The 23,641-nt window shown below is 50.2% G+C and carries 26 protein-coding genes and 1 riboswitch; all 26 genes read right to left on the bottom strand.

Annotation, left to right across the window (positions count from 1 at the left end; genetic code table 11):
* Positions 1 to 977, bottom strand: a 977-nt coding sequence (locus M2404_RS16485; RefSeq protein WP_259240855.1) for a fibronectin type III domain-containing protein, incomplete at its 3' end; no start/stop codon positions are given.
* 361 nt (positions 978 to 1,338) lie between these two features.
* Positions 1,339 to 1,761 (bottom strand): hypothetical protein, encoded by a 423-nt coding sequence (locus tag M2404_RS16480; RefSeq protein WP_259240854.1) that lies wholly within the window; start codon positions 1,759 to 1,761, stop codon positions 1,339 to 1,341.
* A complete protein-coding gene (locus M2404_RS16475) occupies positions 1,754 to 3,082 on the bottom strand; it encodes a FliI/YscN family ATPase (RefSeq protein ID WP_259240853.1) in 1,329 nt (442 codons plus the stop codon). The genes M2404_RS16480 and M2404_RS16475 overlap by 8 nt, the downstream gene beginning before the upstream one ends.
* Positions 3,069 to 3,704 carry a FliH/SctL family protein gene (locus M2404_RS16470; RefSeq protein ID WP_259240852.1) on the bottom strand — a complete coding sequence of 212 codons (636 nt, stop codon included), beginning with the start codon at positions 3,702 to 3,704 and terminating at the stop codon, positions 3,069 to 3,071. Before M2404_RS16470 ends, M2404_RS16475 begins: the two co-directional genes overlap by 14 nt.
* Positions 3,705 to 3,706: 2 nt before the next feature.
* Entirely contained in the window at positions 3,707 to 4,726 is a 1,020-nt protein-coding gene (locus M2404_RS16465; protein ID WP_259240851.1) for a FliG C-terminal domain-containing protein, read from the bottom strand.
* Positions 4,707 to 6,434 carry a flagellar basal-body MS-ring/collar protein FliF gene (gene fliF / locus M2404_RS16460; protein WP_259240850.1) on the bottom strand — a complete coding sequence of 576 codons (1,728 nt, stop codon included), beginning with the start codon at positions 6,432 to 6,434 and terminating at the stop codon, positions 4,707 to 4,709. The genes M2404_RS16465 and fliF overlap by 20 nt, the downstream gene beginning before the upstream one ends.
* A 10-nt stretch (positions 6,435 to 6,444) precedes the next feature.
* Positions 6,445 to 6,765 (bottom strand): flagellar hook-basal body complex protein FliE, encoded by a 321-nt coding sequence (gene fliE, locus M2404_RS16455; RefSeq protein ID WP_259240849.1) that lies wholly within the window; start codon positions 6,763 to 6,765, stop codon positions 6,445 to 6,447.
* A 7-nt stretch (positions 6,766 to 6,772) separates the two neighbouring features.
* Positions 6,773 to 8,086, bottom strand: coding sequence for a sigma-54-dependent transcriptional regulator (locus M2404_RS16450; protein ID WP_259240848.1), 1,314 nt, complete (start codon positions 8,084 to 8,086; stop codon positions 6,773 to 6,775).
* A gap of 17 nt (positions 8,087 to 8,103) precedes the next feature.
* Positions 8,104 to 8,958 (bottom strand): OmpA family protein, encoded by an 855-nt coding sequence (locus tag M2404_RS16445; RefSeq protein ID WP_259240847.1) that lies wholly within the window; start codon positions 8,956 to 8,958, stop codon positions 8,104 to 8,106.
* Positions 8,959 to 9,106: 148 nt separating this feature from the next.
* Positions 9,107 to 9,196: riboswitch (cyclic di-GMP riboswitch) on the bottom strand.
* Positions 9,197 to 9,499: 303 nt separating this feature from the next.
* Positions 9,500 to 11,572, bottom strand: a complete 2,073-nt coding sequence (flhA, locus tag M2404_RS16440) for a flagellar biosynthesis protein FlhA (protein WP_259240846.1) — start codon at positions 11,570 to 11,572, stop codon at positions 9,500 to 9,502.
* Positions 11,573 to 11,575: 3 nt separating this feature from the next.
* Positions 11,576 to 12,727, bottom strand: coding sequence for a flagellar biosynthesis protein FlhB (gene flhB, locus M2404_RS16435; protein ID WP_259240845.1), 1,152 nt, complete (start codon positions 12,725 to 12,727; stop codon positions 11,576 to 11,578).
* 3 nt (positions 12,728 to 12,730) lie between these two features.
* The gene (fliR, locus tag M2404_RS16430; protein WP_259240844.1) at positions 12,731 to 13,510 is read right to left on the bottom strand and encodes a flagellar biosynthetic protein FliR; all 780 of its coding nucleotides are present in this window, start codon (positions 13,508 to 13,510) and stop codon (positions 12,731 to 12,733) included.
* Positions 13,507 to 13,776 carry a flagellar biosynthetic protein FliQ gene (locus M2404_RS16425; protein WP_259240843.1) on the bottom strand — a complete coding sequence of 90 codons (270 nt, stop codon included), beginning with the start codon at positions 13,774 to 13,776 and terminating at the stop codon, positions 13,507 to 13,509. Before M2404_RS16425 ends, fliR begins: the two co-directional genes overlap by 4 nt.
* A 25-nt stretch (positions 13,777 to 13,801) precedes the next feature.
* Positions 13,802 to 14,551 carry a flagellar type III secretion system pore protein FliP gene (gene fliP / locus M2404_RS16420; protein ID WP_259240842.1) on the bottom strand — a complete coding sequence of 250 codons (750 nt, stop codon included), beginning with the start codon at positions 14,549 to 14,551 and terminating at the stop codon, positions 13,802 to 13,804.
* Positions 14,544 to 14,906 (bottom strand): FliM/FliN family flagellar motor switch protein, encoded by a 363-nt coding sequence (locus M2404_RS16415; protein WP_310503105.1) that lies wholly within the window; start codon positions 14,904 to 14,906, stop codon positions 14,544 to 14,546. The genes fliP and M2404_RS16415 overlap by 8 nt, the downstream gene beginning before the upstream one ends.
* Positions 14,903 to 15,787 carry a FliM/FliN family flagellar motor switch protein gene (locus M2404_RS16410; RefSeq protein ID WP_259240841.1) on the bottom strand — a complete coding sequence of 295 codons (885 nt, stop codon included), beginning with the start codon at positions 15,785 to 15,787 and terminating at the stop codon, positions 14,903 to 14,905. Before M2404_RS16410 ends, M2404_RS16415 begins: the two co-directional genes overlap by 4 nt.
* Before the next feature lie 11 nt (positions 15,788 to 15,798).
* Positions 15,799 to 16,206, bottom strand: coding sequence for a PilZ domain-containing protein (locus M2404_RS16405; RefSeq protein ID WP_259240840.1), 408 nt, complete (start codon positions 16,204 to 16,206; stop codon positions 15,799 to 15,801).
* Entirely contained in the window at positions 16,193 to 17,200 is a 1,008-nt protein-coding gene (locus M2404_RS16400) for a flagellar motor protein MotB (protein ID WP_259240839.1), read from the bottom strand. Before M2404_RS16400 ends, M2404_RS16405 begins: the two co-directional genes overlap by 14 nt.
* Entirely contained in the window at positions 17,200 to 18,057 is an 858-nt protein-coding gene (motA, locus tag M2404_RS16395; RefSeq protein WP_259240838.1) for a flagellar motor stator protein MotA, read from the bottom strand. The genes M2404_RS16400 and motA overlap by 1 nt, the downstream gene beginning before the upstream one ends.
* 19 nt (positions 18,058 to 18,076) lie before the next feature.
* Complete coding sequence (locus M2404_RS16390) at positions 18,077 to 18,796, bottom strand: FliA/WhiG family RNA polymerase sigma factor (protein ID WP_259240837.1); 720 nt, start codon at positions 18,794 to 18,796, stop codon at positions 18,077 to 18,079.
* Positions 18,797 to 18,805: 9 nt separating this feature from the next.
* A complete protein-coding gene (locus M2404_RS16385) occupies positions 18,806 to 19,231 on the bottom strand; it encodes a flagellar basal body-associated FliL family protein (RefSeq protein WP_259240836.1) in 426 nt (141 codons plus the stop codon).
* Between the two features lie 14 nt (positions 19,232 to 19,245).
* Positions 19,246 to 20,370 (bottom strand): flagellar hook-length control protein FliK, encoded by a 1,125-nt coding sequence (locus tag M2404_RS16380; protein WP_259240835.1) that lies wholly within the window; start codon positions 20,368 to 20,370, stop codon positions 19,246 to 19,248.
* Positions 20,367 to 20,693, bottom strand: coding sequence for a hypothetical protein (locus M2404_RS16375; protein ID WP_259240834.1), 327 nt, complete (start codon positions 20,691 to 20,693; stop codon positions 20,367 to 20,369). The genes M2404_RS16380 and M2404_RS16375 overlap by 4 nt, the downstream gene beginning before the upstream one ends.
* Positions 20,694 to 20,949: 256 nt before the next feature.
* Positions 20,950 to 21,342, bottom strand: a complete 393-nt coding sequence (gene fliS, locus M2404_RS16370) for a flagellar export chaperone FliS (protein WP_259240833.1) — start codon at positions 21,340 to 21,342, stop codon at positions 20,950 to 20,952.
* A 17-nt stretch (positions 21,343 to 21,359) separates the two neighbouring features.
* On the bottom strand, positions 21,360 to 22,655 hold the full coding sequence (fliD, locus tag M2404_RS16365; protein WP_259240832.1) for a flagellar filament capping protein FliD: 1,296 nt from the start codon (positions 22,653 to 22,655) through the stop codon (positions 21,360 to 21,362).
* A gap of 93 nt (positions 22,656 to 22,748) precedes the next feature.
* A complete protein-coding gene (locus M2404_RS16360) occupies positions 22,749 to 23,615 on the bottom strand; it encodes a flagellin N-terminal helical domain-containing protein (RefSeq protein WP_259240831.1) in 867 nt (288 codons plus the stop codon).
* Between the last annotated feature and the right edge of the window lie 26 nt (positions 23,616 to 23,641).

Below are 23,641 nucleotides of genomic sequence, written 5' to 3'. Positions count from 1 at the left end.
TTCTCTACCACATTAACATAGTTCGCCGGCCCCGGTTGTGCCCAGGTTAAACTTACCGTTCCACGGGAAGTGGTTGCGCCGGTAATATTGGGTGCCTGTGCCAGCGAAATCACTCTCGTGGCCGACCAGCCGCTGCAGCCACCGGCATTACACGCCCGCACCCGGAATGAGTAACTGCCCAACTCATAATTTAGTAACGATACCGAAGTTTGGTTCGCCCTCACTTTATTTGTCCAGGTACTCCCTATTAACTGCTCCAGCTCATAACGGGTAGCCGTCGCAACCGTATTCCACGCCACGCTGAGGTTACCTTGATAACTGTATGTTGTCTGGCTGACATTCGAGCTAATACCCGGTGCAACGGCTGGCGGGTAGCTAACCTGCACCGTTGCAGTAGCACTATAACCTGAGCAATTACTGCCAATACAAGCTCTCACTCTATAGCCATAGGTACCATCTGCTTTACCGGTATAAGCTATACTCCGATCAGCAGAGTTTTGTACTTCAAGCCAACCTCCGGTATTTATTTGTTCTTCAAGGCGATAGCTATTTGCACCAGTAACAGCATCCCAACTGACACTATAACTGCCATTATTACTTAATGAGGGTGCTGTCGGTTTGGCAGGTGGCGGTATGGTTACAGACACAACAACTGAAATAGTGTCATGCTTAGTGGTTTCCCTTACCCACTCGCTAATTTGATTATTGTAATAACGTCGGGTTATCCACAATTCATAACTGTAAGTACCACTACTGAGGCCGGTAACAATCACAGAAGTGCCGCTATTTGCTACAACACGTGTTTCTACCCCTGCTTTTAGCTCCTGCACTTTGAAATTCTGCGTATCTGTGGGAAGAGACTGCCATGCCAGGGTAAAACTACCGGAGGTATTGGTAGAGGTAGGGTACTGGGTAAAGCTAACTGCCTGGCTAGCCAATGGAAATACAAACAATAATGCTAATATCCAACGTCGCATACTTCCTCATCCTTGAATAATAATGCCCCTGAATGACGAAGCATTTTGTACACAACGCAAAGTTGTAATTTATTTCTGCAAAATAAGCAAATTAATTTTATTTTGATATTAACAAACAATAGTTATGTAACGGAAACTACAAAAAATGAGTTATCGGCTCAATGTAGAATGTGATCCGCCATACCTGGCCCCACAGTGCGTTTTGATAAACCTTACACGATTCGGTTAAACCCTCGTCATCAGCGGTATATCTGCTTTAATTGAAAGCCTTTGGTGCAAACGGTATAAATGGGAAAACTAAAAAAATTGCCGCGAAGATAGATCGGGCTGCGCGTCTAAAAGTATCTTAATTTAGCTGTTTTCAGCAGTCGGAAGCCAACTGACGCTGATACATTTGCATTGCCAGCTCGTCCTGTTGTTTTTGCTCGCGCCGTTGTTGTTGCAGTAACTGATGCTGGCGGCGTTTTTCCAGTACCTGCTCTATCGCCAGATTATAGGCAGCCTGTTTGTTGCAGGCCTGTTGCTGCATGCTTGCTTCCTGCTGCGCCAGCAAGCTGCGGTGTTGTTGTTGCTGCGCCATATCATGCATGATCACCTTTAAACCCGACAAATTCTGCAGGCTGAGGCTGCATACCATCTGGCGGCTGGTTTCCATGCTGTCGATATGTTGCGCCAGCAGGCTGCTGCGCTGCTGCTCATATTCGGCCTGACGTTGCAGCTGGCTGTGCCGGCTGCGCATGATATCGAAGTTATCCTGTTGCGTTTGCAGATATTTTTTAAGCATGCTGCGCCACCAAAGTTGCCAGTTGTTGTTCGGTTTGGCTGAAATCAACCTGTTCATGTAAACCCTGACACAGGAACTGCTCTATTTTCGGATACAACGCCACGGCGCGATCCAGCTCGCTGTCTTTCCCGGCCTGATAAGCCCCCAGCGGTATCAGCTCTTGTACCTGCTGATACCGGCTGTATAAACGTTTTAAGCTGTAACAGCTTTTTAGCTGCTGCTCAGAGACAATATTCGGCATAACCCGGCTGATGGAGGCACCGATATCTATCGCCGGATAATGGCCGCGTTCGGCCAGCTCGCGGCTTAATACCACATGGCCATCCAGAATAGCGCGGGCGGCGTCGGCTATCGGGTCTTGCTGGTCGTCACCTTCGGCCAGCACGGTGTAAATGGCTGTCATACTGCCATTGCTGTCACTGCTGTTACCGGCACGCTCTACCAACTGGGTAAGTTTGCTAAACACTGACGGCGGATAACCACGGGTAGCCGGCGGCTCGCCGACTGACAGCGCAATTTCGCGCTGTGCCTGGGCATAGCGGGTTAATGAATCTACCAGTAACAGTACATGCAAACCCTGATCGCGAAACCAGGCTGCCAAACGGTGTGCCAGCTCGGCACTGCGCATCCGCAGCAACGGCGACTGATCGGCCGGTGCCGCCACAACAATGGCTTTTTTCATGCCTTCAGGGCCGAGGCTATGTTCAATAAAATCTTTTACTTCCCAGCCACGCTCACCTACTAAGCCAACTATCACCACATCAGCACTGGTAAAACGTGTCATCATGCCGAGCAATTTACTTTTACCCACGCCTGACCCGGCAAATAAACCCAACCGCTGGCCCTGGCCAACGGTAAATAAACCATTAATGGCTTTTATACCAACATCAAGCGGCGTACTAACGCCCTTTTTCTGCATCGGGTTTACCGCCGCCAACTGGCTGCTGATATGCTCACCTTTGGTTAATACCGGACCGCCATCAAGTGGCTGCATCAGGCCATCAAGCACCCGCCCCAGCAAAGCCCGGCTTACAGTTAATGCAGCCGCGTTTACCTGCGGCCTGACTCTGGCACCGGTTGTTAGTGCACTGGCGTTGGTAAGCGGCATTAAAAATGCCTGTTCGCGGTCAAAACCGACTACTTCAGCCTCAACCCACTGGCCATCCTGCATTTCTACCTGATAGCGCTGCCCCAGCGTATACTGGCCACCGGCGACGGTAAGCACCATGCCGTTTACCCGCACCAAAGTGCCAAAGCTCTGGTATAAGGCCCCGGCATCTAACCGGCTGCCTACCTGTTGCAAGCGGTTAAGCAGGCTCATCGGTGCTCTCAAGCTGTTGCTTCAACTGCGGTAACATCTGGCTTAAACGCTGGCGAAAATCGAGTAAATGCAGCTGAGACAGGCCAACAAATTCAGCGCTACGCGGTGCCAGCCTGGCGTCGGGTTGCAGGTTAATCGTACCAAGGGCGGCAATGTCCAGTTGTTGCCATAACGCAAAATCTGCCGGGGCCAGCCGGATAGTATGGATCTGTTCATCTACCTGCAATAAAGCCAGTACACTGGTGACAGCCTGCTGCAAGTGCGCAGGTTGCAGGCTAAGTTCAGCCTCAAGCGTCAGTGTGGCCAGTTGGCTGACCAGTTCAAATATGGCCCGGGCCAGTTGTTTTTCCTGCTGTTGCTGTTGTTGCAGCAGTTGCTGTTGTAGCTGCTGCAATTGTTGTTCAAACTGCTGGCGCAGTTGCTGTATCGCCTGTTGCTGGCGGGCATCAGCCTGTTGCAACGCCTGTTGCTCGGCTTGCTGTTGTGCCTGTTGGCGGCCTTGCTCTGCCCCTTGCAACCTGCCTTCCTGCATACCGCGCTCATAAGCCTGCTGCAGTTGCTGTTCGGGGCTTTGCCGGCTCAGATCGCGCTGTACACCGGGGAAACGATACAGATCGGCCATAGTTATCCCAGCGTTGCTTCTTCGTATAAGCGGTAATCTACTTCGCCTTTGGCCATCATCTGGCGGATCATGCGCATTATTTCGGCCCGGGCTGCTTCAACTTTGGTAACCGTTTGCGCTTTGGTGCCTTCAATTTGCTGGCGGTAAACCTGCGCCAGCCGTTTTGGCAGGGCCGACATAATGCTGTCCAGCATGGCCGGTTCGCAGCCTTTTAATGCCACTACCCATAGCTCGTCCGGTATTTCGTTCAGTAAGTACGCCAGCACATCTTCGCTTTGCCGTGCCAGTGAGGCAAAGTCGTACATTTTGTCCTGCACAGCTTCGGCCGTTTCAGCGTTATGCTGCTTTAGCAGTTCCATTACTTCAGCTTTATTGCCGTTGTAACGGTTCATAATTTCTGCCACTTTTTCCACGCCATTAACGCGGGCACCTACCTGTTCGCCAACAAATTCAATGCAGGCTTCCAGTGTATGGCGTAAATCATCCATTACGTGTTCACTAACTTCACGCAGGCTGGCAATACGAAACAGAATGTCGTCATGCTTTTGTTTAGGAAACAGCGCAATAACGGCAGAGGCTTGCTCGGGCGGTAAAAATGCCAGCAACAATGCCTGCATTTGCACATGCTCCTGCTCTAAAAAGCGTGCCAATAACTCAGGCGGTACCCATTCCAGCCGGCGTAAATCATCCGCCAGTGCGCCGCCGTAAATATCATCCAGCATGCCACGCGCCAGCTTACGGCCAACGGCTTTGTCCAGCGCCCGCTCCAGATACAGCCTTGAAGCACCACTGACTCCGCTTTCACTGCGGTAGCAGTCAAAAAAATCGTTTAAAATTAATGCTACGTCGTCCTGCGTTACGTTGGTGATCTTCGCCATCCGCTCTGACAACGCCCGCACTTCATGCCGGCTGAGCTTTTTAATAATACCGGCGGCATTTTCTTCGCCCATGCTTAGCAGCAATATGGCCGCCCGATCTAAATCGGTAATAGTGCGGCTATGTTCAGACCTTAGTTGATTCAATGCTGACTCCTCGCTCTACCCAATATTTAATCACTGCGGTTACCCGGTCAGATTCTTTACTGGCCAAAAGCTGCATATGGCTGATTTGCTCAGCAAATTCAGAACCAATTTTAGGCAGATTAATGGCGTTAAAACCCGGTTGTGGTATATCACTCTGAGCGGCATCAGCATTGCTGTCTGCGGTATTTTTTACATTTGCTTGTGCATTCAGTGCTGCCAGTGGTTCATCCGGCAAGGTGGCGTAAGCGTGGTCGGTTTCCGGTTCGCGCTGCTTTTTACCCGAGATCAGATGGTTAACCAAAGGCCGCACGCCAAACAGGATCAACGCCAGCGCGATTAAACTGCCAAATACATAGCGGGCATATTCTTTTACTTCAGGTAACTGCCACCAGGGTAGGCCTGCCTGCGGCTCGCCTGATAGCTCTGCAGCAACAAAACCAAAACTGGTAATATTAAACTGATCGCCACGCTCGGCCTGAAAACCGGTGGCCGTTTTTACCATTTCACCCAGTTGCTGTAACTGAGGCTGAGTCCAGCCGGTATCGCCTGCAGCAGCTTCATTTACCAGCACCGACACGCTCATCGACTTTAACCGGCCCACTTCAAAGCGGGTGTGCGTGACTGCACGGCCGTTGTCAAACTGGCGGCTGCTTTCATTGCGCTCTGAAGTACGCTGGTTATTATCATCGGCTTGCTGATTAGCTGGTAATGGCGGTTGATTTGCCAGCGAACCGGGAATGCCCATTGCCAGTTGATCAAGCATGGTATCGGTTTTTATTGATTCAGACCGCATGACCGAGGCTGGGTCTACCACTTCGCGGGTTTCTTCTATCACACTAAAATCAACGTCTGACGATACCTGGATCCGGTAGTTACCATCACCCAGAATAGGCAGCAGCATAATGGCGGCACGTTGCTCAATATTACGTTCCAGCTTTTGAATAAAAGCCAGTTTTTTGTCTGTTTCCTTGCCAATCGGGGCATCGTCGTACAATTCGCCGGTAAGCAACTTACCACGCTGATCTACTACCGATACTTTGCGTGGGTCCAGCCCCGGCACACTGCCACTGATCAGGCTGACAATTGCTTCAACCTGAGTTGGTTTAAGCTCATAGCCCGGCGCTAAATCAACCATTACTGAAGCAGCAGATTTTTCTTCCTGGCGGCCAACAAATAAATTGCGTTTAGGCACAGCCAGATGCACCCGGCTGTTACGCACACCATCCATAGTAATAATGGTACGGGCCAGTTCGCCTTCCAGTGCATGCTGGTATTGCATAGACTCCATAAACTGGCTGGTACCCATCGTCACTTTCTCACCGATGGTTGACAATCCCTCTGGCATGGCAGCTTTAATACCGCGTGCAGCCAGCGTAATACGGGCATCTGCCAGACGATCCTGCGGCACCATAATATTGCCGGTGTCGGTATCAATCCGAAAGGCGACTTTTTCTTTGTCGAGCACTTCCAGAATACCGGCTTTGTCGTAATGCTCCTGATTGCCATACAAAGGCACATAGTTTTTAGCTGAAGTCCATAAAATCAGTACTATCGTCGCCGCCACCAGAGTGGCCAGCAAAGCGATAGAGGCTATGCTGCGGTCGCCACCCGGTAACCGGTTAAACCTGCTGGACAAGTTAATGACTTTCTCGCGAAAGTTGCCCTCAATATGTGCAGCAGGCATTTTTTTTATCACTTCGCCTTTCATTACATTGTCCTTACAGTGACATCCGCATTACATCATCAATGCCGCTCAGTACTTTATTACGCGCCTGCAGCAGCATGGAGAAACTTAAACTGGCTTTCTGGCTGGCTATCATAGCGCCCACCACATCGTCAGACTGGCCGGTGTCTACTGCCGTCATCATGTCGGCGGCAATATTCTGCTGCTGGTTGATTGAGCGGATCACCTGTGAAAAGTCGCTACCGATGCCGCTGTCATTATTAGCCGGTGCAATGCGCTCATTACTGGCAGCCTGCTGCAATGCTGTCATCATCTCCAGCATCTGGCTCTGGCTGTTTATTGGTGAAATCATCATAAATTCCTTAAGAAGCTAATGCGTCTATGTCTACACCATGCTCACGCATAGCAGCTAATTTGTAGCGCAGAGCGCGGGTACTCACACCCAGCGCCTGTGCCGTGCGGGTGCGGTGGCCATTACACTTGTTCAGTACATCGAGAATGTAATCAAACTCGGCATTTTTCTTACTTTGCTTAAGCAGGCTGGCACAAATAGCGGCAGCCTGCGGGTGGCATTGCGGTAAATTCAGATCGGCTATCTGCAGTTCGATGCCGCGCGCCATAACCAGGGCTCGCTGCATAACATTTTCCAGCTCACGCACATTACCCGGCCAGTTGTATTGCAGCATCACGTCGGCCGCGCTGCGGCTTAAACGGTATTTGCCGTTACCGTATTTATTAATAAAAAACTCTGCCAGTGGCAAAATATCATCACGCCGCTCGCGCAGTGCCGGCCAGCTTAGTGGCAAAACATCCAGCCGGTAGAATAAGTCTTCGCGAAATAGCCCGTGTTCTACCTGAGTGCGTAAATTTTTATTGCTGGCAGCAATAACGCGGATATCCAGCTTAATGCGGTTGTTACTGCCAAGGCGTTCCAATTCCCGCTCTTGCAGTACCCGTAATAGTTTGGCCTGCAGGGCCAGGGGTAACTCAGAAATTTCATCCAGTAAAATGCTGCCGCCGTTGGCAGCCTCAAATTTGCCAATTTGCTGGCTGACAGCGCCGGTAAAAGCGCCCTTGTTGTAACCAAACAGCATGGCCTCAAGCATATGTTCCGGAATAGCCGCGCAATTAACAGCAATAAAAGGTTTACCGGCGCGGTCTGATGCCTGGTGAATAAACTGCGCCAACCGCTCTTTACCTGTGCCCGACTCGCCCAGGATCAACACGCTGGCTTCAGTCTGCGCAGCCCGGTTCGCCAGTTGCAGGATCTGACGGCTGGCATGCGACACGGCCACTAAATCTTTCAGCCCCTTACTCATGGCCGTAGCGTTACGGATTGAGGTTTTTAACTGCGAGGCAAAAAAAGGTTTAAGTAAATAATCAATAGCGCCGCTTTGTAAGGTATCTGAAGCCAATTCACTTTGGTCGTTGTTTACCATACTGATAATTTGCGCCGCAGGTAGCTTGCGGTAAACCAGTGTTACCAGATCCGGTAGTGTCATTTGCGGCATGCCACTGTCAATAAATACCAGTGCTGGCTGGTAGTCATGGCACAGGCTGATTATCTCAGTCACAGAGTGGGTGTGTAATAAACAATACCCTTCAGCACTGATACATTGCTGTATCTCGGCAGCGGGTTTATGTGAGTCTATCCATAGTACGTAGGGTGAATTCATGGTTAGTCAGATCCTGCTCAGGAAGTGGTTCGGATTAACCGGATGGACACCCGGCGATGAGACTGCTCAGCCTTACCCTGGCTGTGCAGCAACGGATAACGGTTACCATGGGCGCGTACTTCCAGCATGCTGGCTTTTACCCCCAGCTCTATCAGGCGGGCAGCCACATCATCGGCCCTTTCTTTTGATAGTTGCCGGTTAGCCAATGCCGTGCCAACGTCGTCGGTATGGCCATCAATCAGAATTTTCTTAACAGAAGGGTCAAGCTGCAGATAACGCGCCAGTTTTTGCAATACCGGCAATTGCGTACGGTCAACCACACTTTGGCCTGAGGCAAAAACAATGTCAGTGTCACGGGCCTGCTGCCAGGACAACGGCGACATTTTTGCCACACAACCGCGAAACTGCTCTACCGCCTCATGGCCTCGCACACTGGTAAGTAATAACTGTTGCTGCTGCCGGCTATTACCCAGCTCAAACTGCAGCCAGGCACCAGCCTGCACTTGCTGAAATAACGGTAATGCGGCCTGTAAGAAGCTTACCCGGCTATCGTGATACAGCTCGGCGATATAAGGCAGGCTTTCCAGTTGGATAACATCAGGTTGCCAATCAGCATTGCGGGCGGCAACAGTGGCTTGCTCTAAAGCGGGGTAAGGCTGCGCCAGTTCAACGTCAAGCTGTAACGGCTGGCCGGGTTCCAGCGCAAAGCTCACCTGGCCCAGCCCGCTAACCCGCTGCTGTAAACGGCAATGAAAGGCGCTGCTGTCAAGCTGCCACTGCGCCTGCTCGGCTGGCTGGATCAGCACAGAGCCCGCAATGGCAGTGCCAATTGCAGAAGTGCTGAACCACAAGCTAAGAGAAAACCAAGACACATTGATACCCTTTTATTTAACCGTAACCTGTATCGCAATGCGATACGCCACTGGCTTAAGAAAATAAAAGGAAAACTGCATAGAAAGCGCCCGGCACTAACGCGGGCAGCCGCGCAGGCAGAGACACATCACGAGGATGGCGCCAAGCTAATGCAACCCCGCTATCATAACGTTATTAAACGCCGTAGACCGGAGGCTTTGCGTCCTGCCCTTTCGGTGCAGTTTGCCTTTTAATTGTCTTAACCGGTTCATAAAACATAAAATGATTTATGAACCTAAACTGAATAATATAAAAGATATCTAAATTACTATTGTCTGGCAAGTCAAACTTTAAAAAGATCTTTCATGATCTTAAAGATCATATAGTTAAAACCCCAAATTGTTACATATTTAACCACTTTTCTGCCTCAACTGCTCAGACCAGATCTTATTTAAAAATGACTAACTATTTATAAAACCTGCACAACTATCTAAATACATTATTCAGCATACCGCAGTGCTGTGACAGCACGATGACAGCCCGGGCCAACAACATATTAGGTCAGCCCAGTGTACCTATTACATTTACCCGTAATGTTTCCGGGATTTCATTATATGAAAGCACTGCCAGCGAGTTTTGTGTAAAAGTGCGGGCATAGCGCGCTAGCAAAGGCCGTAATTGTGGCACTACCACTAATGCCGGAGTATTACCCTGTTGCTGCATCTGGCTGCAGATAAGTGGCATATTGCGCTGAAACTGGCTTAACAGATTGGGCGCTACCGGAAAACTGTCTAACGCAACTTTACCGGCCTGCATGGCCTGGTTCAGCGCACTCTGTAAGGTTTGTTCCAGCTTTTCATCCAGCGTAAAGGCGGCCAGTTCATCTTTATCACCGCTTATTTGCCGCACCAACGCCCGCTGCAGCGCACAGCGCACGTCTGAGGTAAGTAAAATAGGATCTTTGGTTACTTCGCTGCTGTCCAGTAAGGTGCTGGCGATGGTCAGAATATCGCCCAGGCTTACCTGTTCCCGCAGCATCAGCCGGTATACTTTTAACTGTACAGTGGCACTGAGTGCTTTATCCAACGCTTCTGCCAGCACCGGTGCTACTGCCGCCAGCCGTTTATTCAGCTGCTTTACGTCTTCATAAACAAACAGCTCAGACAAATTTTCTTTAATAACCTTGCCGGCATGGGTAGCAATAATAGTCGCCAGATCCACCACCGAATAACCCAGGTTCAGTGCCTTGGCGCGGGTATTGTTGTCAACCCATACCGCTTCGAGGCCATAAGCCGGGTCACGGGTAATTTCACCGTCAAGCTGACCATAAATTTCGCCGGTGTTAAGTGCCAGCAACTGCTGCGGGTTTAACCGGCCACTGGCTAACGGCACCCCGGCCAGTTTAATACGGTATTCCTGCGGGTTTAGCTGCAGATTGTCGCGTACCCGTACTTCCGGTAATAAAAAGCCACTTTGCTCTGACAGCGTTTTGCGGATACCGCGTAAGGTTTGCACCAGTTCTTCGCCTTTATCTTTGTCGGCCAGATACACCAGACGAAAGCCCAGCTCTATTGATAAACGGTCAATATGTGGAATGTCGTCCCAGCCCAGTGCTTTTGGCGTTTGCGCTATGCTTTCGGTTAACAGCTCTGCCTGAACCAACTCGCCTTTATCTACCTGCTGTTGTAAACGCCAGGCTACGTATACCAGAGGCAGGCCAAAGCTGATAAAAGCCAGCGCCGGCATACCCGGCACCAGCCCCAGGATCAACATAATACCGCCGGTAGTCAGCAACACTCTGGGAGAGGCCAGCAGCTGTTTGCCTACCTCATCAGACATTTCGCCTTCGTCATTCATCCGGGTGACGATAATTGCTGCCGCAACGGCCAGCAGTAACGATGGGATCTGAGCTACCAGGCCATCACCTATGGTGAGTAACGCAAAGCGTTGAAACGCCTCACCCATGCTCAGACCGTGCTGGAATACCCCGATGCTGATACCACCAAGCAGGTTAATGACCAGAATAACTAAACCGGCAATCGCATCACCACGGACAAACTTGGACGCACCATCCATTGACCCGTAAAAATCTGCTTCGCGGGCAACTTCATTACGCCGCTCTTTGGCTTGTTCCGGGCCAATCAAACCGGCGTTCATATCGGCATCTATGGCCATTTGCTTGCCGGGTAAAGCGTCCAGCGTAAAACGGGCAGCCACCTCTGAAATACGCTCGCCACCTTTGGTGATAACCACAAAGTTAATCACCATCAGAATAATAAATACCACCATACCGACAACATAGTTGCCGCCAATGACTACCTCACCAAAGGCCTGGATCACCCGGCCAGCAACGTCTGTCCCCTCATGGCCATGTAGCAATACTACCCGGGTAGAGGCAATATTCAGCGTCAGCCGCATCAGCGTTGCCACCAGCAGCACGGTAGGAAATACCGAAAAGTCCAATGGCTTTTTACTTGAAACGGCTACCAGCAGCACAATCACCGACAGCACTATATTGAAGGTAAACAGCGCGTCCAGCATCCAGGCCGGTAACGGTAATACCACCATCGCCAGAATGGCCAGCAGCAGTATGGGAATAGCGGTATAAGGTTGGGTAAGAGTACGCCAGTTCACTGTTTAACTACCTCTGACATTAGCGTTGTCTAACAACGATTTCGGAATATCCAGCGCAGGCAACGGTGCAGGTTGCTGGCCACGGCCATATTTGTAGGCTTTTAACTGCATTACGTAGGTCAATACATAGGCTATTGCCGTATACAAGCCTTTAGGCACTTCCTGATCCACGCGGGTGGAATAATAAATAGCCCGCGCCAGCACCGGCACTTCTAACACTTCTATCTTATGGCGCTGGCCTACCGCTTTGATCCGCAGCGCCATTTCATCTATGCCTTTGGCGACCACATAAGGTGCTCTGGCATCTTTTTCGCTGTAGCGGATGGCCACTGCATAGTGCGTTGGGTTCATTACGATCACATCTGCTTTAGGCACGCGCTCTTCAATACGCCGGTTGGCCATTTGAAACTGGATCTGGCGGATCCGGCCTTTTATCTCCGGGCTGCCATCAGCAGATTTACGCTCTTCTTTTACTTCCTGCTTGGTCATTTTCAGTTCTTTCGCAACTTTATGCGCCTGGTAAGGTACATCAATTGCGGCGACCAGTAGCAACGCAGTGACCGTCAACATCAGGCAAAGTGCCAGTAAGCCCATGCCTTCCTGCAAGGCTGCATTCACATCCAGCCGCTGCAACATTAATAGCCGTTGCCATAATTGGCTGAGAAACAAGTACAGGCAGCCGGCCAGCAGCGCTATCTTTAAAATTGACTTAGCCAGTTCTACCAAAGAATTAAGGCTGACCATTCTGGCCAACCCTTTTAGCGGATCCAGCTGTTTAAAACGCGGGCTGAATAATTTAGCAGAAAAAATATAGCCTCCTGGCATACCGCCAATAACCAGCATCGCCATAAACAGCAAAAACAAAAACGGGAACAAAGTTGCCAGCATATCGCCTACAGCTTGTCCCATCGCCCGCGGCATCAATTTTTCATCGGCTAGCATCGCATTGTTCAGCTGTAAACTGCGCTGCATCAGTTGCATAAACAGCGTCAGAAACAGCTGGGCAAACCACAATAAACCGGCCACTCCCAGCATTAACAGTACCGCCGTATTAAGCTCTTTAGAGCGGGCTACCTGCCCTTCTTTTTGCCCTTTTTCTAACCGCTTTGCTGTGGGTTGCTCCGACTTTTCCTGAGCGCTGTTTTGCTCTGCCATCGGCTACCTCATCAGCAAATAAAGGTTATCCAGCATCTCGTTAATCATTACAGAAAAACGAAAGCCGGTTTGCACCACGGTCAGATACACACACACAAAACCCAGCACCATGTTCATCGGAAAACCAAGCACAAAGATATTCAGCGAAGGCGCAGCGCGGGTAGCGACGCCAAATGTCAGATTAACCAATAACATTGCAATGACGCCGGGCAGTGCAACCAACACAGCAGCGCCAAACATCCAGCCAAACATTTGTAACAACACGGTGATATTCAACTGATATAAGCTGCTACCTACCGGCCAAAGTGAAAAACTATCTACCAGCACCGCAAGTACCAGCAAATGACCGCCCAGTGCGAAAAATAACAATGCCCCCATCATCCAGAATAAATGCCCCAGCAACGGTGCAGAATCACCGGTAGCCGGGTCCATCATAGTGGCCATAGATAACCCCATCTGCATCGACAGCATCATCCCGGACATCATCAGTACTTCAAACAGCATACGTACCGCTAAGCCCATCATAATGCCAAAGCCAATTTGTTCGAACGTGATGACTGCGCTGTCTAAAGAAAACGGGTCTACTGTTGGCATAGCTGGCAACATCGGGGCGAGTAAAAAGCTGATAAACACTGCCAACAAAATTCTGGCTCGCGGCGGTACAGCAGGGTTATCAAAGGCTGGCATGGCCCATAATAATGCCGACAAGCGAACAAAAGGCCACCAGACAGCTCCTATCCAGCTCATCAGTTCAGCACTGGTGAGCGAAATTAACGAACTCACCCAAATACTCCGGGGATAATCACCATCAGGTTACGAAACCAGTCTACCAGGGTTTGCAAAATCCAGTTGCCGGCAAATACCAGCATTAATAATGTCAGTACCATACGGGGCAAAAATGTCAGGGTTTGTTCCTGAATAGACGTAGCAGCCTGAAACACGGCAATAATTAAACCCAGGATCAGGCTGGGCACCACCATTACCAATAAAATTTTGATGATGGTATACACAGCCTGGGCAACAAGTTCGGTACTCTGATCCGGGCTCATTATTTAACTCCGTTCATGGCTAATCTCACGGTATTGTCCCAAAGGTTGCTGCCAGAGTACCGGCCACCATCGACCAGCCATCTGCCAGCACAAAAATCATTAACTTAAACGGCAGGCTGATAATAAGCGGTGATAGCATCATCATACCCATCGACATCAGTACGCTGGCCACCACCATATCAATAATCAAAAATGGCAAGAACAGCATAAAACCGATCTGGAATGCCGTGGTCAGTTCGCTTAGTACAAAAGCCGGGATCAACACTTCAATTGGCACCTCAGCAGCGGCCATAGACGTAGGCTCCTGAGCTATTAGCAGCACCTGATGCAGCTCACTTTCGCGTGTTTGTGCCAGCATAAACTGCCGTAATGGTTGTTCTGCACGTGCCAGGGCTTGTTCAAGCGTCATTTCTTCGGCCTGGTAGGGTTTAAAGGCATTTTGATAAACGTCCTGCCACACCGGGCGCATAATCAGCAGTGTCAACATCAGTGAGATGCCAATCAGTACACGGTTCGGCGGGCTTTGCTGCAAACCCAGCGCCTGGCGCAAAATGGCCAGTACAATCACAATACGGGTGAATGATGTCAGCACCATCAACATACCGGGGATCAGGCTTAGCACTGTCATCAGCAGCACAATCTGCAGCTTTACGCTGTAATCCTGACCGCCATCTGCATCACGTACTGACAGCAGCGTTAAGTCATTTGCCATTGCCGTACCGCTTAGCAACATAGCTGCCAGCAGTAATAACAAGGTCAGCAGTGGCCTACTCATGATGCTCAGATGCCGCCTTACGGTTGACAAACTTAAGGCCATATTTGCCATCAACCATTACCACCTCAGCTTTGGCAAACAATACACCATTTACTTTTACATCCAGCGCTTCGCCTACGGCTTTGTCCAGCGGCAGCACATCGCCGACACTGGCCCGGCTAAGCTCGCCCAGCGTAACTTCAGCACTGGCCACTTCTAATGTGACCGTCAGCGGCACATCACGAAACATCGACAAACCATCGCCTGTGGTACCGGCACTGTCAGTACCCTGCTCGAAGATATCGTCCATCTCCATCATATCCAGCCCGGCCAAAGCCGCATCCAGACCTTTGCTGTTATTCAGGTTTTCGTTCATGCTTGTTTCTCTTTATTAACGATATCGGTAATCTGGAATACCAGGCTGTTGGCTTCTTCTGCCACTTTGCCCAGAAATAATGCTGTCTGGTTAAGCTGGAATGTCATAGCACTGCCAAACTCAATTGGCAGTACAGCGCCATCCAGACAGGCCTGTAACTGGCGCAGGCTGACTTTTTTGCGCACCATTTCAACCCGGCACTGCACCGGCACCTGCGGCCAGTGCGATATATCTGCTGCACTGGCACTAACAACACTGTGGTATTGCGGCGCAACAAAGAACTCCAGCGGTAGCCATAAAAACCAGCTAATCACATCACTGCCAAGCAACAGCCGTACCTTTAAAGGCAGATACTGAAACCGGGCCGGTTCCATTTGCTGCTTTACTGCACTGGCCGGTAGTGCTGATTGCTCTTTAAACAACAGCTGCTGCATGGCCTGTAGCTGGCGCTGGGCAATGCGGCTGCAAATGCGTAGCTCTGAAGCGCTTAACTCGGTTTTTTCTTCACCGGGCAGCACTTTGCTAAGCTGGCCGCCAAGCGATAAATCCGCCAGATGGTGTACGCTGGTGTAATCCAGTGCCAGATAACAATTGGTGTCGGTTGGCACCAGCACCGGACACTGTAATAACAACCGCCCCGGCTCTGCCAGCCAACTGTCCAGCGCAGTGCCCTGACATAACGTCAGTTCAATACTAAACTCAATATCGGTCAGCAATTTGCTCAGTTCTGTCTCTGCCGCCTGTGCCAGATCTGCTAAGCGCTGTTTCGCCTGTTTACCGGCCGCGCTGAAGCGGCGTTGGTCCAGTGTCAGTGCAAAAGGCTGGCAATGAGTGGCCTGGTCAGCCGGGATCAGCAAAGTAGGGGTTTTCATCTTATTCATCTGCAGTTACGTTATCCGTGGCTTTGGGCTTTGGCATCGCGCGATGCCCGGTAGGCTTTTTTACTTAAGCGGCGCAGTAAATTCAGCCGCTGTTCGCGCTTAGCGTCCAGCCAGCTGATACCCAGAAACACCAGTTTGTCGCTAACCTGGCGGCGGTATACCACCTCAGCTTTAATTTTGAACTGGTTGTCATATTCAACCACAACGATATCCGGTACTGTTTTTGTCAGCGGTGCCAATAAACCTGCGCCACCCAAGCTCATGTCTTTTACCACGGCCTGGCATATATGGCGGCCAAACAGGCCGCTTTGCCACAACTTTACCGCTATACCTTTGGTCTGCGTTTCATGGGGTTGACTTGCCGAACTAAAGTACCAGCGCAAATATTTGCGTGACACATCAGGCTTAGTTGCTACCATCTTCTACCCTCACTCCTGAACGGCCAACGGGCTGATTACGCTGTGCTTCCTGTGCGGCCTGCTGTACGGCATTGTTCTGATTATCGGGCGAAAACAGCTGGTTGAGTTCAGCCTCGGCGGCACTGGTTAAGATCAGTAATTCAATGCGCCGGTTAGCGCTGTCGCCACTGTCTTGCTCGTTTAGCGGCCGGGTAGCCGAAAATGCAGCCACCTGTGCTACCCGCCCAACCGGCATGCCCCCGGCAGCCAGTACCTGGCGGGCCTGCAAAGCGCGGTCCCCGGACAACTCCCAGTTACTGTACTGGCTGCCACTAAAAGCCGTGCTGTCGGTGTGGCCGGAAATAATCAGTTTGTTTTGTACTTTTTTAAACACCGGCCCCAGGCTAAGCAATAAATCTTCAAAAAACGGTGTCATACGCATTTGGCCGCGGATAAACATTTGCTGCTTTTTGTTGTCACGGATAATAACCCGTAAGCCCGATGGCACGATGTCCAGTTGGATATGCTCCTGTGCCATCAGCTCAGCAGCTAGCTGTTCAAAGGCCTGCAACAACAAACTCAGTTCAGCCGGGCTGTCGAACTGGCCATCAATCAGTGAATTCAGCTTATCGCCCTTACCTGCCAGTGGCCTGTCCTCACCTGAAGGCACCTGCAGATATTCTGACATGCCGGGCAACGGGTTATCCGGCGGCAAGGCATTGGCAGAATTCTGATCAATTACCGAAGGGGTACCGCCTAAATCGACCGGGAACGGGCTATTGCCCGGTTCAAACGGTGCCGGGCTGCCTTCAAAAATAGAGTGGGTACGCATATAGTTGGCAATTTCAGCGCGCTCTTTTATATTCGAGACTTCTAAAATCCACAACACCATAAAGAACGCCATCATCGCCAGCGTAAAATCGGCAAAGGCGACTTTCCAGGCGCCGCCAGATTTGGTTTTGCCAGAGCTGCGCTGACTGCGTTTAATAATAACCGGCGAGCTGGAGCTGTTCATCAGGCGGCCTTATCGTTAATCCATTGTTCCATCGTGGTAAACGACGGCTTTTGCTCTTCGTTAATCATGCGACGGCCGGAGTCGGTTGCGACTATCGCCACATGACCTTTGGCGTGGGCCACCAAAATAGCGCGCACACATTCAAGCAGAGCCACCTGCTTTTTAACGTATTGCTCCATAGCGGAACTTAACGGGGCCATCAGACAATAGCAGCCAAAAATACCAATAAAGGTACCCACCAGTGCAGCCGCAACGTGATAACCAATATTGCTTAGCGGGCCATCCAGATGCTGCATAGTAATAATAATGCCGCCCACCGCAGCCAGAATGCCAAAACCAGGCATCGCCTCTGCAATGGTTGCCATCGCAGATGAGGGCTTTAGCTTTTGCTGTTCAATGGTGTAAATTTCCTGCTCCAGCAGGCTGTCAAAGTCGTGGGCGTTTAACTTACCCATGCTCATCAGACGTAGGTTGTCGCAAACAAACACCACCAGTGCTTCATGTTCCAGCACCAGTGGATAGGCAAGAAAGACCGAGCTGGTTTGCGGGTTTTCAACATGCTCGTCCAGTTCACGTAAGCCTTTGCTTTTGGCCAGATCCAACAACGAGTACATTAATAACAACAGCTCGCGGTACAAGGCACTGCTGTCTTTGTGTTTTATAAACTGCGACTTCAGCTGCGACCACATTTCTTTTAACACATAGCCGGAATTACCCACTACCAAAGCACCGAAACCGGCACCAAAAATAATAAGAAATTCGGCTGGTTGCCATAATGTCGCCACATTACCGCCAGCAAACATATAACCACCTACAACGGCGCCCAGTACGATAATAAAACCTATTATTTTTTGCATTGTTCTGCTTCCTGTACCTTTACCATTGCGCCAGCTTTTTGCTGAGCATTTCCACTGATTGCTTATGTAACTGGCAAACTCTGGACTCAGTTAACTCCAGTACCAGTGCAATCTCTTTCATATTTAACTCATGGGTGTAATACAGCTGTAGCAGCAATTTATTGCGTTCAGGCAGCGATGCCATCGCCTTTGTCAGTGACAGCTTAAGTTCAAACTGGCTTAAACTGCTGCTGCCAAGCTGAGCCTCAGCCTGTTGTTCCAGCAATAAATCCAGGCTTTCCATCGCTTCGGCCTGGCCGACATATTGCAGCTCAAGCAAGGTTTTTTGATCAATGTCCAGCGCCTGGCACAGCTCGTCATCAGTGGGCACACGGCCCAGTTGCCGGGTAAGCTCACGGCTTTTATCCCGTAACTGATGTGACTGCTGGCGTAATTGCCGTGGCCGCCAGTCGATGCGGCGAAATTCATCCAGCATGGCACCACGGACACGCTTAAAGGCATAAGACTCAAACTGGTCGTCTACATCACGGCCATAGCGGCGCAGCGCACTTAGCAGGCCCATCAGACCAATTTGTTGTAAGTCGTCTCTATCTACCATACTGCCAACCAGGCTGCGTAGATGTGCCGCCGCCCGTTTTACCAGATAGCCGTAACGGTTCAGCAAAGCACTTTCCTGCGCCGGGCTGAACTTAAAACTGCTCGGTTGTTCCGGATCAGACCATTGGGACGTAGCCAGCATAAAACGGCCTTACTGAATAAACACATTAGTAACCAGTACCTGTTCAATCTGATAACTGAACTTGTTCTGGCGCAGGGTTTGGTTAAACTTATCCAGCAATGTGCCTTGCACCTGAGGAATATCCTTAAAGGCATCTTTCGCATCGCCATGGCTGATATTGCTAAAATGCGCCACCAGCGTATTACGCAGTAACGGCGAGGCATCGGGCAGTTGTGCCATTACCTGGCTGTCGTGGCTGAGCAGTGTCAGCTCCAGCACCAGATAACGCGAATGTTGTGCATGGTCAACGCTGATAACAAAGCGGTCCAGCGGATAAAACAGTGGCTTGCTCTGCTCCGCAACCGGGCTTTGTTGCTGGCCAAACCAAAAATACGCTGCACCACCGCCAACGGCCAGCAGTAACACTGCTGCAATGACTAACACTAAAGCTTTCATGTCTTACTGTTCTCCTATATCAGCCGGTTAAGCCAGCCAGTGGTTAGCTGCGCTGACGCTGAGCTACTTAGTTCTGTCACGTCGTCGGCAAAATGGGCAGCAATATGCTCAGGCTCAGCATGTTGCTGCCCTGCCTGCTGCTGTGATTGCTGGCGTACATCTATATCAAGCAGTTGTTCACTGTCCAGCCGCTGTGCCAGTTGCTGGCGCAGCTGCTCCAGGTTTTGTTGCATAGCGTCACGCATCTGATTATTGCTGGCGTATAGCTGCACCGTAGTGCGGTCGCCATCAACACTGACACTCAGTTCAATTAACCCCAGTTGTGGTGGGTCCAGCCGGATTTGCGCCCGCTGAATTTGCTGGCCCAGCTGTAAATTAATTTTGTCAGATAATAAATACACCAGCTTCTGGCCCCACTGGCTGCTTTGCAGGCCCAGTTGGTCAGCCTTCCACTGAAACGCTGGTTCTGCGGATGTTGTGCTGGCAGCTATCTGCGCGGTGGCTACGCCGCTAACTGCAGCAGTGTCACTGCTAAGCGGGCGCACCAGCTCAGTAGCCTGGCGGATAAAATGCTGCAAAGACATTGGCGTAACAGGCAAAGCCGTGTTTGTGCCTGTCAGCGGCAAATCTTTTGTAGTGTTGTAGGCGCTGCTGTTTAGCAGTGCAGCGCTATAGTCTTTGTCAGTAAAACCTGATAACCCTGCACTGCTTTGCGGCGTACTCTCCGTGCGCATTTGGTTTAGTGTGGGCAATGGCCCAAAATTAAGTGCGGATAGCAGTAAAGGGTCTATTGATATTTCTGCGGCATCGTCTGGCAGCAGCACAGTATCAGTTATGACAGCGCTATTATCCGTTTCGGTGCTACTTTCAGGCACTTCGGCCCCTTCAGGTAACATACCGGTTTCAGCTATCGCTGCTGTTATCAGGTTTACCTGTGTTATTTCTGCCAGCAGCATCTCCGTCTGTGCCGATAGCTCTGTATAACGGCCAGAAGATGCGGCGGTGTCTGGCTGGTTTAACACAAACACTAAACTGTCAGCGCTCTCTTCAGCGCCCCCACCAGAGTTGTGGTTTGGCAGCACCCCGGCTGCAGCGCCGCTGCTGTTGGCAATAGGCTGGCCGACCTGTAACTGGCTCATAGCCCTTCACCCTCAATAGTTTGTTTATAGGCCAGCACACCCGGCCGGTTTTGATTAAATTGCTTCATCTGCGCCTCCGTGCGGTGCATCTCATCTTTAGCCAGCGTGATCACCTGCTGGTAGCTCTGCTGCAGGGCAGTAAGCTGGCTTGAAAATTGCTCGCGGGCACCGGCAAGATCTAGCTGCCGGAGCAGCGCCATAAACTGGTGATCCAGGTTGCGCAATAGCGGCCAATTCTGCGCCTTTGCTGCCAACAGCAAGTTCTGCTGCAGTTTTAACAGCTGTTTTGCCACATCAACTGCCTGTAAATGGTTTAACGGCACATTCAGCCCCTGTTCAACTTCGCTAAGCAGAATGATTTAGCAACTGTCAGGCCACAATTCAAACCAATGATTTATAAGTGTTTTTAAAGCAGCACTGCTAAAAAGCGGAAGTATTACTTCCGCTGATCGGAAGCAAGCAGCTACCGCTTGCCGCACATTTAGCAGCCAGATAGCAAAAACCGCTGCCTGGCAGCGGTTTTCAAGGGGTCAGAGCACTTGAAACAGCGGAAAGATACCGGCAGGCCGTAAAGTGGTATCAGGCCGCGCTTTGTGCCAGCCCTTGCCAGCCTTCTTGCAGGTTGGTCATGATCACCCGCACGGTATCCAGCGAAGTTAAATCGTTTTTCAGGCTGGCGTTAAGCAGTGCCTGGCCGCAGTGCTGATACAGTTTCTGCATATTGGCAGCCACTTCACCACCATTTTGCTGGTCCAGCGATGCATCCAGCCCGCCCAGAATTTTTAGCATGCGCTCAATACCGGCGGCTTTTTTATCAAAACGTTTTGCCTGAATATGGCCCTCGGTGCGCGACAGTTCATCAAGAAAACCATCAAATAACATTAGCACCAGCTTGTGAATATCAGCCCCGGCAGCTTTGCCCTCTACTGCTGTACTTTTATAAGCCTGATAACCATTGCCAAAATCTAACATAAGCTGTCTCTCACTAGTTAAAACTGACCCATAGAGCTTTCAAGCTGCGCTATGGTAATTTGCATCTGGGTAAACTGACTCAGATAACGCTTGTAGGTTAATTCCATGGAATAATCATGCCGCTTTTGTTTCTCGGTCACTAAATCCAGGCTGGCCTGCAGTGTTTTTTGCTTATCACCCAGTAAACCACCATAACTTTTGCTGTAGGGTTCTACTGTCTTTTCCAGCTTGGCCAGCACCCCGGTGTCAGAGGTTAGCATGGCTTCCAGTGCCGCCGGGTCATCCGCCAGGGCTTTTTCAAACCGGTCGCTGTTAATACTCAGCTTACCGTTGCGGTCAAACTCCAGGCCAACGCTATATAGTGTTTTACCGTCAATCTCGCCCTGAAAAGCGGCACGGAACTGGTTTTGTATACTGCGCGCCATACTGTCATTTTTCAGGTTGGCATCGCCGGTAATACTGCTGACAATGCCATTGTAACCATCAATAAACTTTTGCACATTGGCTTTAATCGCTGTCTGATCCTGGCCAATTTTGATATTTACCGGGCTGTCGCCGGCAGCCTGAGCTTTAACCAGATCAAGCGTTACACCTTCAATCACGTCGGTTAAAGTATTGCTGGCGCTGGTAACATTAATGGCACTGTCACTACCTAAACGCACTATCGCGTCCTGAGCCTTTTTTAACTCCTGTTTTGCTGCCAGGGCCGCCGTAATATCGGCACCAGCCGCATCTGCACCAGCGTTAAAACCCAGTGTCAGCTCATTGGCTGCACCGCTTTCATCGCTTGAGATCACTAAAAAGGTTTCATTGCCGCTGCGCATTAACGTGGCGCTAACGCCAGGGTTATCGGCATGGCTGTTAATTGCCTTGGCCAGATCTGCCAGCTTGGCATTAGCGGGTAGCCCGGCCATATCGACAGAAAAACTGCTGCCGCCCAAATCAATAGTAAACTCACCATCTGTTGCCAGCGCAGCTGTGGGGTCAAATGACATGGCTAACTGATGGTTTTGTGCCAGTTGCTGCACAAAAATATCGTAACTACCAGCCACCGCTTTACCGCTGGCTGTAACAGCTAAAGTTGACTCGCTGGTGCTACTGGCGGTATTGGCCAGCAAGCTGCTGTCAGCTTTGCGGAAATCTTTCAGTTGGGTTAAAAAGCTACCCATCGAGGTTTGTAATTTTTTAATGGCATTAAGCTGGGCAGTAAACTGTTTTGACTTAGCCGACAGTAAATTATCTTTACCGGCACGGTCAATCTGGGTGTACTGGCGGGCCAGAGTCTGGGGATCAATACTTAAATAAGACGCCATAATGTATACCTTCTGCCACCAACTATTACCTGAAAAACACCCCGCCAGCTAAAGCCGGCAGGGTTATAACACTGTTGTTACCCTGGCAGCGTATTAACGCAGCAGTGAACCAATCATTTGTGTTGTGCTGTTAGACGCGCTCAGTACAGAAATACCTGAGTTCATCAGTAACTGCTGTTTGGTCATATTTGAGGTTTCTTTGGCGAAATCTGCATCCATCAGTTGGCCAGCTGCAGACTGAGTATTTTCCATCATATTGGTCACGTTATTAATAGAGTGATCCAAACGGTTCATACTGGCACCCAGCTCAGAACGGGCTGCGCCAATTGCATTTAGTAAGGTATCTACCTGGCCCATAATGGTCTGGGCATCAGTTTGGTCATCTGCGTTAACACCACTAGCGAAACCAGCAGCAAACTCTGTTGCTGTCATAGCGGTTGTAATATTGCCTAACTGCGTGCTGATATCAACTTCTAAGGTTTCTGCGCTCGTAGCACCAATTTGAAAGGTCACTGCATCCTGAAGTTTACCATCGGTTTCATCAAGTAACTTGGTGCCAGAACCATAAGACGTATTGCCGATAATATTTTCTAACTCACTTTTCAACGCTGTAAACTCAGAGTTTAATGCCGTATATTCAGAAGAGTTGTTGGTACCGTTAGCACCTTGCGTTGCCAGCTCTTTCATGCGGTACGCAATGTTAGTCATTTCTTCAAACGCACCTTCAGCGGTTTGCAGCATAGACATAGCATTGTTAGCGTTATAGATAGCCGCTTCCTGGCCACGAACCTGCGCATTTAAACGGTTGGCAATTTGTAAGCCTGCTGCGTCATCTTTAGCAGAGTTAATTTTAAAGCCTGAGCCTAAACGCTCTAACGCTACCGATAAATCGTTATTAGTACGGCCCAGTTGGTTTTGAATTGATTTTGACGCTGCATTAGATTGAATTGATAAAGCCATCGTGAAATCTCCTGTGATTGATGCTC

Source organism: Rheinheimera pacifica (genome assembly GCF_024809855.1).
Classification (GTDB): domain Bacteria; phylum Pseudomonadota; class Gammaproteobacteria; order Enterobacterales; family Alteromonadaceae; genus Alishewanella; species Alishewanella pacifica_A.
This window is presented reverse-complemented; position numbering and strand designations above follow the sequence as displayed.

Bases quoted from the DNA above. Each gene is read 5' to 3' on its own strand.
- fliF (WP_259240850.1), bottom strand. From the start codon at position 6,434: ATGAAAGGCGAAGTGATAAAAAAAATGCCTGCTGCACATATTGAGGGC.
- M2404_RS16470 (WP_259240852.1), bottom strand. From the start codon at position 3,704: ATGGCCGATCTGTATCGTTTCCCCGGTGTACAGCGCGATCTGAGCCGG.
- fliS (WP_259240833.1), bottom strand. From the start codon at position 21,342: ATGTTAGATTTTGGCAATGGTTATCAGGCTTATAAAAGTACAGCAGTA.
- M2404_RS16385 (WP_259240836.1), bottom strand. From the start codon at position 19,231: ATGAAAGCTTTAGTGTTAGTCATTGCAGCAGTGTTACTGCTGGCCGTT.
- M2404_RS16425 (WP_259240843.1), bottom strand. From the start codon at position 13,776: ATGAGCCCGGATCAGAGTACCGAACTTGTTGCCCAGGCTGTGTATACC.
- M2404_RS16390 (WP_259240837.1), bottom strand. From the start codon at position 18,796: ATGCTGGCTACGTCCCAATGGTCTGATCCGGAACAACCGAGCAGTTTT.
- motA (WP_259240838.1), bottom strand. From the start codon at position 18,057: ATGCAAAAAATAATAGGTTTTATTATCGTACTGGGCGCCGTTGTAGGT.
- M2404_RS16405 (WP_259240840.1), bottom strand. From the start codon at position 16,206: ATGGTAGCAACTAAGCCTGATGTGTCACGCAAATATTTGCGCTGGTAC.
- M2404_RS16415 (WP_310503105.1), bottom strand. From the start codon at position 14,906: ATGAACGAAAACCTGAATAACAGCAAAGGTCTGGATGCGGCTTTGGCC.
- M2404_RS16410 (WP_259240841.1), bottom strand. From the start codon at position 15,787: ATGAATAAGATGAAAACCCCTACTTTGCTGATCCCGGCTGACCAGGCC.
- M2404_RS16450 (WP_259240848.1), bottom strand. From the start codon at position 8,086: ATGAATTCACCCTACGTACTATGGATAGACTCACATAAACCCGCTGCC.
- fliP (WP_259240842.1), bottom strand. From the start codon at position 14,551: ATGAGTAGGCCACTGCTGACCTTGTTATTACTGCTGGCAGCTATGTTG.
- M2404_RS16475 (WP_259240853.1), bottom strand. From the start codon at position 3,082: ATGAGCCTGCTTAACCGCTTGCAACAGGTAGGCAGCCGGTTAGATGCC.
- M2404_RS16400 (WP_259240839.1), bottom strand. From the start codon at position 17,200: ATGAACAGCTCCAGCTCGCCGGTTATTATTAAACGCAGTCAGCGCAGC.
- flhB (WP_259240845.1), bottom strand. From the start codon at position 12,727: ATGGCAGAGCAAAACAGCGCTCAGGAAAAGTCGGAGCAACCCACAGCA.
- M2404_RS16380 (WP_259240835.1), bottom strand. From the start codon at position 20,370: ATGAGCCAGTTACAGGTCGGCCAGCCTATTGCCAACAGCAGCGGCGCT.
- fliD (WP_259240832.1), bottom strand. From the start codon at position 22,655: ATGGCGTCTTATTTAAGTATTGATCCCCAGACTCTGGCCCGCCAGTAC.
- M2404_RS16360 (WP_259240831.1), bottom strand. From the start codon at position 23,615: ATGGCTTTATCAATTCAATCTAATGCAGCGTCAAAATCAATTCAAAAC.
- M2404_RS16480 (WP_259240854.1), bottom strand. From the start codon at position 1,761: ATGCTTAAAAAATATCTGCAAACGCAACAGGATAACTTCGATATCATG.
- fliE (WP_259240849.1), bottom strand. From the start codon at position 6,765: ATGATGATTTCACCAATAAACAGCCAGAGCCAGATGCTGGAGATGATG.